The organism is Paenibacillus sp. FSL M7-0802, from assembly GCF_038004945.1.
Taxonomy (GTDB): domain Bacteria; phylum Bacillota; class Bacilli; order Paenibacillales; family Paenibacillaceae; genus Paenibacillus; species Paenibacillus polymyxa_B.
The window spans coordinates 1,846,651-1,858,194 of sequence record NZ_JBBOSD010000001.1; the positions used below are offsets into that span (position 1 = coordinate 1,846,651).

The window sequence follows — 11,544 nt, forward strand, 5'->3', positions numbered from 1 at the left end:
CGAAAAGGAGCAATCAGCGAGTCGTAGCGTGGCGGTCCATTTGAATCTGTAGAAGCGGCAGCGTTCGCCTTTGCCTCTGAATTTTCACCTAATAAGGTCTTATATAATCCAAAAATTCAGGGGCAACAGCGATCGAAAGATCAAATGGATCGCGGAGCGTCTTACAACGAGATCCCCGCCTACAAACACAAACCCTGCCTCACTTTTAATCCTCTTACAATACCTTCTCCAAGAAACTAATGGTCCGCTCATTTTTCGGATTACCAAATACCTCTTGTGGCGTTCCTTCTTCTACGATGTAACCACCGTCCATAAACACGACACGGTCGCTTACTTCGCGTGCAAAACCCATCTCATGCGTTACGATCATCATCGTCATGCCTTCACGCGCCAGATCTTTCATTACGCCGAGCACTTCGCCCACCATTTCAGGATCGAGCGCCGAGGTAGGCTCGTCGAACAGCATAATGTCTGGATTCATTGCTAGCGCACGTGCAATCGCCACACGCTGCTTCTGACCGCCGGAAAGCTGTCCTGGCAATGCATCTGCCTTATCGACCAAACCTACACGATCCAGCAGCTTCATAGCCGTTTCCCGGGCCTCTGTCTTGGACTGTTTGCCCAGTTCAGTCGGCGCGAACATAATGTTCTTGAGCACGGTCATATGCGGAAACAGATTGAAATGTTGAAATACCATACCTATATTTTCACGGACTTTGTTAATGTCCACGTTTTTGTCACTCAAGTTGTAGTCATCGACAATGACCTCACCTGCGGTAATTTCTTCAAGCATGTTCATACAACGCAAAAACGTACTTTTCCCCGAACCAGACGGGCCAATGACACACACAACTTCGCCTTCACGTACTTGCATGTCGATGCCCTTTAGCACTTGATTACTACCATAGCTTTTTTTCAGGTTTTTAACGATTATTTTACCCACGGCGAACTCTCCCTTCAAGACGGTTGGAAATTTTGGTCAGGACTGTAATGACGATAAGATACATCACCGCTACTACCAGCCAAATATCAAAGGATTGGAATGTCCGCGCAATAATGATCTTACCCGATTGGGTCAATTCGACCAAACCGATAACAGACAAAATGGACGTATCCTTCAACGTAATAACCAACTGATTGATAAACGACGGGATCATGATTTTCACAGCTTGTGGCAAAATGATTTTAAGCATAGCCGTCCGATAGGGTAGACCAAGCGAACGAGCTGCTTCCATTTGTCCCGGATCAATGGACTGAATACCACCACGGATAATCTCAGTTACATACGCACCCGCATTCAGGGATAACGTCAATACAGCCGCAACAAAAAGCGGCATTTTGAAATCCAGTGCCTGTGGAATACCAAAGTAAATAAAGAAAGCAAGCACGATCAGCGGAATACCGCGGAATATATCGACGAATACAGTTGCAATACCACGGAACACCTTGTTATGGCTTACTTTCATAAAGCCAAACACCAACCCTAGGATAAAGGCTACGAGTAAAGATACAAGTGTGTACAGCAACGTATTTCCCATGCCCTTAATCAGCGAAGGCAGCGAAGCGGAAATCAGGCCCCAGCGGCTGGTTTCTACAGGCGCCACACCTTTGCCCGATTCGCCAAGGTATTTAGCCAAAATTTTATCGTATTCCCCGCTATTGCGCAGATTAACAAGCCCTGCATTAAATTTCTCCAGCAACTCTTGGTTCTTGCCTTGGTTAACAGCAAACCCGTAAGAAGCACCTTTTTCCTTATCTGTTACCAGCTTAAGGCCGTTATTCTGGTTTACACCGTATGCCAGTACCGGATAGTCATCAAAGCAGGCAACCGAATTACCTGTTTTAACTTCATCATACATTTGAGAAGAATCGTCGAACGGTACTGTAGTAAAGCCGTATTTGGCCTTAATGGATTCTGCGAATGTGTAACCTTCCGTTCCTGTTTTGACAGCGACACGCTGTCCTTTCAAGTCCTCATAGCGTTTAACCGTATCATTATCCTTGCGGACCGCCATGACGACGCCTGAATCAAAATAAGGCTCGGAAAAATCAAATTTCCGCTTACGTTCATCGGTAATACTCATCCCGGCAATGACACCATCCACTTGATTCGTTTCAAGAGCCTGCACTGCCGCGTTAAAGCCAAGGGGCTTAATGGTATATTCAAAATTCTGATCCTTGGCAATAGCTGCCAGCAAATCCATGTCGATACCGACAAATTTACCATCTACATCTTCAAACTCAAAAGGCGCGAACGTTGTATCCGTGCCGATATCATACTTTGTTTTATTTTCTGCATGTGCCACTACACCGAAATTACCGGCCAGGGCAACCACAAAAAACAAACAAATCATGAGTGCTATTAGTTTTCTAGATTTTTGCATAATTTCCTCCAGTCAGTTGAACGGTTCAAAGTTTTCTGTTTATTCTACAGGAGTTATTAAAAATTGACTACTTTGATGTCAGGTATTTTTTGAAAAACGTTTCATGGAACTATCTGGATGTGTGAACTTTGAAGAAGCAGTTTTATCCCAGAACGCCAATAAGCCCCTGCCGCAAAAAGCGGACGGAAGCTTATTGTGTATTCTATAGTGTGTACCTTTTTTTCAAGAAATAATAATGAACTAAAAAAGAATTTTGAAAATCAATCCAGATAACAGTGCAGCAATCGGTATGGTTATCACCCAAGTAATAATAATTCGACCGGCCAGCGACCAACGCACAGCGGAAAAGCGCTTCGCAGAACCCACACCCAAAATAGCCGAAGTAATGGCATGAGTAGTACTTACGGGCAAATGAAGCAATGTAGCTGTGAAAATAACAGAGGCTCCCGAAATGTCAGCTGCGAATCCGTTAATTGGCTCGATTTTAAAAATCTTGGTTCCCATCGTCTTGATGATTTTCCAGCCCCCGATAGACGTACCCAGCGCCATGGCTGTTGCGGCTGAAATTTTTACCCACATGGGTACTTCCAAATGGTCCTGATACCCCGCCGAAACGAGTGCGAATGTAATAATCCCCATCGCCTTTTGAGCATCATTCGTACCATGCGTGAACGACTGAAGCGCTGCTGTAATGACCTGCATTGTACGAAACCCTTTGTTCACCGTATGCGGACTACGATGAGCGAAGATATATTTTAAAATCATCATCACGATGTAACCGACAACAAAAGCAATCAACGGGGAGAAAATAAGTCCTTCGACAATCCCGATGAAGCCGCTCCAGTTTAATTTATCCGATCCCGCACCTACATACACCGCTCCAGCCAATGCACCAATCAATGCATGAGAAGAGGATGAAGGAATACCGAACCACCAGGTTAAGAGGTTCCAGATAATCGCAGCGATCAGCGTCGCAATGACGATATCAATTCCATTCGTAAGCTTGGTTGGATCAGCGACACTTCCACCAATGGTCTTCGCAACCCCTGTAAACAATATTGCCCCGAGAAAGTTCATGACCGCAGCCATAATAATCGCACGTCGCGGGGTCAATGCACGGGTCGATACCGAAGTTGCAATCGCGTTCGCCGTATCATGAAAACCATTAATAAAATCAAATGCCAGAGCAAGAAAAATAACAATACCCAATACCAATAAACTTGTATCCATGTAAAAGGACTCCCTTACGAGTTACGCATAATGATGGATTCCAGCATATTTGCAACATCCTCGCATGAATCCGTTGTCGTTTCAAGGCGTTCGTACAATTCTTTGCGTTTAATCAGTTCAATAGGGTCAGTTACAGTTGCAAACAGGTTTTTAATGCAAATACGCAACAATTCATCCCCCTGATTTTCCAAATCATTCAGGCGAATAGTGTATTCACGAATGGCCAGCAATTTTTTCTGTGAAAGCAAATGCACAGCTTTCTGAATTTCGTAAGCTGATTGACGCAAAATATCAGCGAACTGCACAATATACTCGTCCGGCTCCGTAATATTGTACATATAAAAACGAGAAGCCGTCGCTTCAAGACCGTCCAACACATCATCCATGGTTGTTGTCAGTTCCATGATGTCGTCGCGTTCCAACGGCGTAATGAAGGTCTTGTTCAGTTCAGTAATAATCGTGTGTGTGTAATCATCACACTTATTTTCATACTTCTTCATTTCATTTGTAAACAAAGTTACATCCTGAAGATTTGAAGTATGTTGGGCAAAATAATCGGCTGCTTGCACGATCGTATCTGCCATATTTTCCAACGTCTCGAAGAATATATCCTTTTTCTTCAATCTCATAACGATTACCCCTTTACGAAAATATCCGCAACCTGTTTCGACTGCAATAGACAACCTTTGCTATCTTATCACACTCATCAATGTTTTTGTAATGTTTGTAAAAGCAAATTTCATGATATACGTATACATTGCCCGACATGGAAGGTCATTATCCGACATTTTTTCCCTAAAAAGGTGTATTTCGTTTTCTAATTTGCTTCTATGGTTACATGTTCCTTTAGTGAAGTATCTGCAGGTACCACATGTATATAGGATGTACCTGGTGTTAACGGGATTTCAACCCCATTTTTCATAAAACGAATCGCATCGCCTGGTGTATGTTGCCACTCAGCCTGTATTAACCGTCCTTGTTGAAACACCATGGCCTCTCCGCTACCGTCCAACTCAACACTTAATCTGCCTACATCATCCAACGTTCGATGTCTAGCGCTCATCACAATGACATTGGCTGCTGAGAGCTGTTGGTTATTATTTTGATCCACATGTGACTTTTCGTTCACAAAACGCTTATATTGTTGATCCGCTGGATCATAGGTATAAGATACCCGATAGCTTTTAAGCAAAAACCGGATTTGTAAAGATGATGCAGTCTCGTCCACCATAACTGGGGTTTCACCGGATTTGAGGTAAGAATATACTGGAACGTCCGTCTGCTTGGCATACCCTTTACTATCGCTTCCTTTGCGCAGTCTGTTCACGTCTGTGTATAAATTATGTGGAGGACGACGATCTTTGCTTCGCCAGAAGTAAGCCCCTCCATTTGAAATCTCATCCAGATGTTCCTTCCGCTGCTGCTGTAAAATCGCATAGGCATCTGTGCTTCCCCCTGCGTGTATCGGCAACGCACCATAGGTTTCGCCCAGCTCAATCAAATACGGTCGAATGCTACGGACCGGTCCGATCTTTACATCTCCGCCATGACTTTGGAAAAAAGCGACCAGACGGGTAATCCCACCTTCTGCAAGAACTTCATATACCATGTCTGCCTGGCTAAGTCCTGCCTGTGGACGTGCAGCCGGAGCATTGTTGATCATGACAGCGAGCGGTCGCTCCAAAACTGGCTGCTCCACCGGAAGACCGGTGAGCGGAGCTGTAAATGCCGGAATAGACTGCTCCTTCGGCGGTTCAAGTGCCTCCTTCTCTGTTTCTTGCTTGGTCAGTTGGGGTACGGATTCAGATTCACCCGTATTGGACATAGCAGAACAAGACATCAGCGTCATGCATAACAGAGCTGAGGCCATCACACGCAACCAATGATTTCGTTGGGAAATGGGCCCGGACAAGTTCATCCCTCCACTTAGTTATTTTTCTCATTATAAGCTTTATTTCCTGTTTTTGTCTTGATTGAAGCATGACCAATCTATAGAATACTTATCTGAAGACATTAAAATTTAAAAAAATATTTAGACTTTGTGATTTTTATCACAAATAACTGTAACTGAACCTACTACAATAAAGGTGTAGCAAAGATGATCATCCCAACAAAATGAAATACAACCAACATTATAGATTAAGAAAGAGGAGTGGTTTGAATGTTTAACAGCTGGTTACGTGAGAACAAAGTCGCAATGTGGTTGCTGACTGTAGTACGGGTTTATCTAGGGTATGAATGGATGACCCACGGACTTGAGAAGCTGACAGGTGGATTTGATGCAGGCGGATTTATCTCGGGGGCCATTGCTAAAACAGGTGGAGACCATCCCGCTGTACAAGGCTGGTGGGGATCGTTCCTGGAAGCCTTTGCCCTGCCGAATGTAGGTTTGTTCAACGTCCTGATCCCATTGGGTGAGTTCTTGGTAGGGGTTGGCCTGCTTCTCGGTACATTGACTACACTGGCTGCTTTGATGGCTATGGTTATGAACTTCTCGTTCCTGTTCTCGGGTACAGTAAGCACCAATGCAATCTACCTGCTGTTTGAAATCTTCCTTGTAGTTGCTGGTGCAAATGCCGGAAGAATTGGCTTTGACCATTGGGTACTGCCCTTCCTGCGTGGACTGTTTCGTAAAAATAAAGATACCTTTCCAGCGGACCCTAGTCGAAAAATAGCTTAAACATCCCAAAATAACCGTTATCCTCCGGGGTAATGGTTATTTTTTTGCGCTGTTATGCTCACAAGGGGTCTTTCAGCTCCTTCTAACTCGAACTCTTTTATCGGATTCATCATCCCCCCAAACGTTTACAAGTTGGATACAACATGGAATGCTCACGATACATTTACCCTATACACTACAGTTACATCAAAGAACGTAATGGAGGGTTATATCATGAAAAAAATTACCAAAGCCTATCTCATGCTCGCAGCCGTAACTTTCACAGTGCAAACTATGGGATTGGGATATACGACATCAGCCAAAGCGGCGACGTCTACTATGACATCTCAGGCAGAAAGTGTACAACATATCTCCAAGACCTTCGAGCAGCTACTACGCCAACCCGGCAAGCTACCTCAGGCATTCACTTATTTGCAAAAGCATATTCAAACCATTCCAGCCTCTCAAGCTACCATCATGGTGCTTCATCTGGAAAATGCACAGAACCAGCAATTGGATTCCTATGCAAAGACCTTATACCCGGCCTCTGTTCAAACCAAAATAAATCAAATCTATAAACCCGGTGATTCGTTCACAAATGTAATCAGCCGTTCAAGCGATGTGAACCTGAAAAAGTTGCTAACTCAAACAAGAGATGCCGGCTACAAACTTGAAACTGCAGAAGGCATGTACTACCCAGTCATCAACTATGAAAAATATAAAGTCTTCGGGAAGCACACCACGACAGATATCCGCAGCTATATTGACATCATGGCGATGGAATCCGGACAGGCGGCTACCAAGGATGCCGCGCTCCGTATCGGCTATCAACAGTTAGCCGGACGAGTGCTGGCACAGGAGGCATTTTTAAACCAATATCCTCATTCCAACCGTACACAAGCTATAAAAAAATTGCACGATCTGTACTTCTTCTATACTTTCTATGGCACGAACAATACGCCATTATTCGATTATGATACCGGAAAGATTCATCCGAATGCCAAAAAAGGGTATCAATTCGTCGTTCAACTTAATATGGATTCGAAGAGTACCTACATTCAAAAGCTGAAAGCATTTATGACACTATTGGATCAAAATGGAGATCAGCGTACTACGCAGGTATCCACTTGGCTAAAAAAGAACGTGCCTTCTAATTAATCAAAGACGCAAAATACACAAAAGAACTTCCATTCCCACACACCATGTGGATTCGGAAGTTCTTTTTTTACATTTACGTATCACTTTCTTGACCAAAAGCCCAACAATTGAGACTCAACGAGCCAAGGACATACGACTGAAAAAGCTTATGCGCAGAGCGCTCATGATCCGCAGCCCCCATCGCATAAAACAAAGGTGAAAAATGCTCTATTCCATAAGAAGGTACCGCCTGTTTGGCATATGGAGCCTTCTTGTCATATTGGAATAGGTGACGCAAATTCCAGTCTTGGAGCTGCTGTGCAATCCAGTCATCATATTGAACGGCCCAATCGGCTGGCTCACTCGTCTGCTTGAGTGTCCGCAAGTTGTGGACCAATCCGCCGCTACCGATAATCAAAATCCCTTGTTCTCGCAAAGGCGCCAGCATCCGTCCAATCTCGTATTGCTCCTGGGGAGCGCGCCGAGAATCAATGGATAAGGGTACGACCGGTATGTCCGCATCAGGATATATATGCCGCAAAACCACCCATGCTCCATGATCCAGTCCTCGGTTCCGAACCGGCTGGTGGAACAGGTTATGCTGACTGAACAGATGCTCTATCTCCTCATACAGCTTCGGATCGCCTGGTGCAGGGTAATCGATTGAGTACATTTCTTCGGGAAAGCCATAGAAATCGTGCAACGCTGCATGCTGATCATCCGCGCCAATACATTGATCGGGGCTATCCCAATGCGCGGAAAAAATGACAATTCCTTTGGGTCGGGGCAGGCTCGCGCCCAGCTTTGCAAGAAAGCTGGTATATGCGTTATTTTCTACAGCCAGTGTCGGTGAACCATGCGCAACAAAAATTGAGGGTAATGTCATCGCTGCCAACCTCCACACGCCAGTATAGTGTTACTCTTCCATTTTACTCCGGCGCAGGCGCAATTTCCAATACAATCCGTTACACACTGAAATCAGATCATCCAGTGCTGCCAATCCCGTTGAATATTTTCCTGTTCATCCAGCCATTCAAGTGTCCGATCAATGAGCCGTTGCCGCTCCTTACCTGACGAGAAAGTGTGATCCCCCTGGAAAATAATCTCTTTATCACAGCGTCCCTCTGGACGCATCCAGAATATCTTTTGAAACAGAAATGCATAATCCACAGGAATAATATCATCCGAGGTGCCATGAACAACGAGCACATCTCCGTTAAATTTAACGGCCTCCTGGAACGGCTGAAATTGAGCTAACGACTCAAAATAAGCAGGCGTAAATTTATAGCCCAAATAGTCGGCATGACCGGATTTAACAGACTCATCGTACACGCTTCGCTCCGTAATTTTGACGATGTCGTTGAATGGATAGCCCACTGCTGACCAAAGAACCAGATTTTGTACTCTCTTATCCCGTACGGCTGTGAGAAGGGCAACTGCGCCCCCCAGACTGTGACCGATCAGCGTCACCTTGGTCGGGTCAATGTCCGCGCAATTGACGGCGTAATCCAACACGGTACGTGTCTGATTAATCATGGATTCGAGCCCCTGCTTGCCGTATTCACCTGTGCTTTCCCCACAACCGGCAAAATCAAAGCGCAGGACAAAGTATCCCCCTTCGGCCAGTTCACGCGCAGTCTTGACGAATAATCGATCTACTCCGATACGATTGCCCACAAAACCGTGACATATAACAACGAGGGGAACTCGTCTCTGACGCTCTCCCTCATTTGTACGGTTTGGATAATGAATTGTTGCGGCCAGCTCTTCATGTTCAAAGCGAATTCCAATTTGCCGTTCCATCCTGATTCCCCCTGTTTCAAGCTTCACTACACATTTATGAATTCAAGCTCATATAGTAACGTGGAATATCCATCCAGGATATTCATTCACTTTAATTCCGATAAGTTTAATAAGTTTTATAGTAAAGTCAGTCTATCATCGCCCTGCTTCCTTGTCAACCTGTCAGTTCACATCGTTAAAAAAGTAAACAAATAGCGCTCCCCGGTGCGATTCCGGAGAACGCTATACTACACTTATTAGAGTGAATCCACTACATTAAAGTAGACATTCGTTATTCGTAGCTGTTCCTAAACATTTGGTGGGTCTCCGTTCGTCCCTCCCACTCCAGCTTACAAGAGGCGCCGTTATGTTCATCCTCATGCCACAGGCTGCGGTAGTTCTGTGCACCTAGTTCACCTGCAAATTCTGTATCCTCAGCCACTTCAATATCGTCCAGTATACGGTAGGTTGGAGAAGTTCCTTGAACACTCCGGTGACTCACATTTGTAGACGAGGCCACCCCGCTATTCCTGTTCGAAGCGTTTGCTAATCGTTTTTGGACTGAATAATCTGCCTGGTTCTCCAGTTTCATGATGCCACACCCTCTTAACGTTTATATTCAGGTTGCTCTATGTGCTCACCCTGTATCCAGTTTGAGGAGAATGCAGCGGTAATATACATTTTATAGATAAAGTCTTTTGCCATCCGACGCTTCCTCACGTATACTGTCTTTGTTACGAAATGGCGGTTCCATCAGCTCGGGATACGCTCATAAAGCAGGAGGAAGAAATGAATAAAGCAAAAAATTATACGCTTATTGCATGGATTGCCTTGTCTATGTTTTTTTTGACACAGGCAATTATCGGATGGTTTGTCACCTTTACAGGTGGGGATATCAAACCCTTTGAAAAAATCAGCCTATCCACCCTTATCATCATCGCCGCAGGAGCCATTCTACTCGTTGAAGCCCTGATGAATTTTATGGACCGTCCCGAAGAAGGCGAGGAGACACAACAGCCAGACCATGCCCCTGTAAAGCCCCAGATGAATCTCAAATCCATCTTGATGTATGTTGTGTTAGTTGTCGTGATTCTTGTCGCCGGACTGGCGCTGCGCAGTGTACTGCCGGTATTCAGGATCTCACCTTGGGTAAATTTAATTCTCGCCGCCATCGGCTTTATTGGACTCAAACCGATTTTTCTGCGTAAAAAGCGTTCATAGCCCGCAATTCTCATTATATGGAGCTGCCTCATTTTGGATCATAGCAGCTCCTTTTCATTTCGATCAGGCAACCGACTTACAGCTTGAGCGTGCGCCAAAAAGCCGTATTCCTGGCCTGCAAGAAGCTGCATGGGGGAATACGGCTTGATATACTTTAAAACTTATTTGGAAAATAGTTGTTCTGCATTATCCAGAGCAATTTTATGTCCCATCGCGGAATAGTCCAGCCAAGGCTGTCCGTCCAACATGTAGACATGCCCTTGCTTCACCGCTTTGAGACCTTGCCATACTGTATTTCCTTCCAGCTGTTTGTATACCTTTTGGGCATCAACGCCTTTACTGATGATAACAAGGATCGCATCGGCATCATAATCCGGTAAAACCTCTTGGGAAACAACTTGATAAGCCTTGTTGATCTTTTCTACACCCTTGGCTGGCTTTAAACCCAAGTCCTGATACAACAGCGGTCCTACGGGACGCTTCATCCCCATAACACGAACCTCTTTCGCCGTCACACGTACAGCCATAACCGTTCCGTCCCCAATTTTTGAATGAATCAGCTTTTTGACTCGTTCCTTCTGTGTATCATAATCTTTTAGAAATGCGTCTGCCTGTGCTTCATGTTTGACCATAGCAGCTATTTTTTTCAATTGATCCTTCCATGTGCCTTCATCCAGATCAAAAACTTCGGTCGGCGCAATTTTTTCAAACTTGGCCACATCGGTTCCCGAATATTTTTTGTCCAAAAAAATATGATCAGGTTGAAGTTCCAATACCGCTTCCATATCCGGGTCTGTGACAACACCTAGCTTACGTGTAGTTTGAAGACGATCTTTTACATGGGGCAGAAAATCCTTCACATCTCCACCAATGACCGAACCAGCCGGAGTAATGCCCAATGCCAGCAGGTTGTTCGTCAAATGAATAGACATCGAAGCAATACGCGAATCCGCACTAATGGTTGTCTGCGCACTGCCAGCCGCTTTTGTATCGGTAGCCTGTTTGTCGGCTGCTTGTCCGCAAGCGGACAGCATGATCATGCATACAACAAGAGTTGTGACTACCCATGAACGTTTAAAATCTGAACCCTCAAATTTGTGCTTTCTCATGATTACTCTCTCCTATGCTACA

General features: G+C 44.8%; 12 protein-coding genes. 3 read left to right on the forward strand and 9 right to left on the reverse strand.

What is annotated here, in order from left to right:
• Window positions 1-214: 214 nt before the first annotated feature.
• From MHB54_RS08735 to MHB54_RS08755, 5 genes are all read right to left on the reverse strand, one after another.
• On the reverse strand, window positions 215-943 hold the full coding sequence (locus tag MHB54_RS08735) for an amino acid ABC transporter ATP-binding protein (RefSeq protein WP_339201463.1): 729 nt from the start codon (window positions 941-943) through the stop codon (window positions 215-217).
• Window positions 936-2,384, reverse strand: a complete 1,449-nt coding sequence (locus MHB54_RS08740; RefSeq protein ID WP_023987086.1) for an amino acid ABC transporter substrate-binding protein/permease — start codon at window positions 2,382-2,384, stop codon at window positions 936-938. Before MHB54_RS08740 ends, MHB54_RS08735 begins: the two co-directional genes overlap by 8 nt.
• A gap of 240 nt (window positions 2,385-2,624) precedes the next feature.
• Complete coding sequence (locus MHB54_RS08745) at window positions 2,625-3,614, reverse strand: inorganic phosphate transporter (protein WP_023987085.1); 990 nt, start codon at window positions 3,612-3,614, stop codon at window positions 2,625-2,627.
• Between the two features lie 14 nt (window positions 3,615-3,628).
• Window positions 3,629-4,243 carry a DUF47 domain-containing protein gene (locus MHB54_RS08750; RefSeq protein ID WP_007428879.1) on the reverse strand — a complete coding sequence of 205 codons (615 nt, stop codon included), beginning with the start codon at window positions 4,241-4,243 and terminating at the stop codon, window positions 3,629-3,631.
• A 188-nt stretch (window positions 4,244-4,431) separates the two neighbouring features.
• Entirely contained in the window at window positions 4,432-5,526 is a 1,095-nt protein-coding gene (locus tag MHB54_RS08755) for a DUF3048 domain-containing protein (protein ID WP_023987084.1), read from the reverse strand.
• Between the two features lie 249 nt (window positions 5,527-5,775).
• On the opposite strand from MHB54_RS08755, the gene MHB54_RS08760 reads away from it, so the two are divergent.
• Window positions 5,776-6,294: a DoxX family membrane protein gene (locus MHB54_RS08760; protein ID WP_053324664.1), complete on the forward strand. Its 519-nt coding sequence runs from the start codon at window positions 5,776-5,778 to the stop codon at window positions 6,292-6,294.
• Between the two features lie 213 nt (window positions 6,295-6,507).
• Complete coding sequence (locus tag MHB54_RS08765) at window positions 6,508-7,431, forward strand: hypothetical protein (protein ID WP_340981556.1); 924 nt, start codon at window positions 6,508-6,510, stop codon at window positions 7,429-7,431.
• Window positions 7,432-7,504: 73 nt separating this feature from the next.
• Here MHB54_RS08765 and MHB54_RS08770 read toward each other — a convergent pair whose 3' ends face one another.
• The 3 genes from MHB54_RS08770 to MHB54_RS08780 all read right to left on the reverse strand — a co-directional run bounded on the left by MHB54_RS08770 (window position 7,505) and on the right by MHB54_RS08780 (window position 9,784).
• Window positions 7,505-8,296 carry a dioxygenase family protein gene (locus MHB54_RS08770; RefSeq protein ID WP_023987081.1) on the reverse strand — a complete coding sequence of 264 codons (792 nt, stop codon included), beginning with the start codon at window positions 8,294-8,296 and terminating at the stop codon, window positions 7,505-7,507.
• Between the two features lie 92 nt (window positions 8,297-8,388).
• The gene (locus MHB54_RS08775) at window positions 8,389-9,213 is read right to left on the reverse strand and encodes an alpha/beta hydrolase family protein (RefSeq protein WP_279835267.1); all 825 of its coding nucleotides are present in this window, start codon (window positions 9,211-9,213) and stop codon (window positions 8,389-8,391) included.
• A gap of 271 nt (window positions 9,214-9,484) precedes the next feature.
• Complete coding sequence (locus MHB54_RS08780) at window positions 9,485-9,784, reverse strand: hypothetical protein (RefSeq protein ID WP_023987079.1); 300 nt, start codon at window positions 9,782-9,784, stop codon at window positions 9,485-9,487.
• Between the two features lie 197 nt (window positions 9,785-9,981).
• On the opposite strand from MHB54_RS08780, the gene MHB54_RS08785 reads away from it, so the two are divergent.
• Window positions 9,982-10,413 (forward strand): hypothetical protein, encoded by a 432-nt coding sequence (locus tag MHB54_RS08785; protein ID WP_013308831.1) that lies wholly within the window; start codon window positions 9,982-9,984, stop codon window positions 10,411-10,413.
• Between the two features lie 161 nt (window positions 10,414-10,574).
• Here MHB54_RS08785 and MHB54_RS08790 read toward each other — a convergent pair whose 3' ends face one another.
• A complete protein-coding gene (locus tag MHB54_RS08790) occupies window positions 10,575-11,522 on the reverse strand; it encodes an ABC transporter substrate-binding protein (protein ID WP_340981557.1) in 948 nt (315 codons plus the stop codon).
• Window positions 11,523-11,544: the final 22 nt, after the last annotated feature.

Excerpts from the sequence above, each read along its gene's own strand:
- MHB54_RS08785 (WP_013308831.1), top strand. The coding sequence starts at position 9,982 with ATGAATAAAGCAAAAAATTATACGCTTATTGCATGGATTGCCTTGTCT.
- MHB54_RS08750 (WP_007428879.1), bottom strand. The coding sequence starts at position 4,243 with ATGAGATTGAAGAAAAAGGATATATTCTTCGAGACGTTGGAAAATATG.
- MHB54_RS08775 (WP_279835267.1), bottom strand. The coding sequence starts at position 9,213 with ATGGAACGGCAAATTGGAATTCGCTTTGAACATGAAGAGCTGGCCGCA.
- MHB54_RS08780 (WP_023987079.1), bottom strand. The coding sequence starts at position 9,784 with ATGAAACTGGAGAACCAGGCAGATTATTCAGTCCAAAAACGATTAGCA.
- MHB54_RS08740 (WP_023987086.1), bottom strand. The coding sequence starts at position 2,384 with ATGCAAAAATCTAGAAAACTAATAGCACTCATGATTTGTTTGTTTTTT.
- MHB54_RS08790 (WP_340981557.1), bottom strand. The coding sequence starts at position 11,522 with ATGAGAAAGCACAAATTTGAGGGTTCAGATTTTAAACGTTCATGGGTA.
- MHB54_RS08760 (WP_053324664.1), top strand. The coding sequence starts at position 5,776 with ATGTTTAACAGCTGGTTACGTGAGAACAAAGTCGCAATGTGGTTGCTG.
- MHB54_RS08765 (WP_340981556.1), top strand. The coding sequence starts at position 6,508 with ATGAAAAAAATTACCAAAGCCTATCTCATGCTCGCAGCCGTAACTTTC.
- MHB54_RS08745 (WP_023987085.1), bottom strand. The coding sequence starts at position 3,614 with ATGGATACAAGTTTATTGGTATTGGGTATTGTTATTTTTCTTGCTCTG.
- MHB54_RS08770 (WP_023987081.1), bottom strand. The coding sequence starts at position 8,296 with ATGACATTACCCTCAATTTTTGTTGCGCATGGTTCACCGACACTGGCT.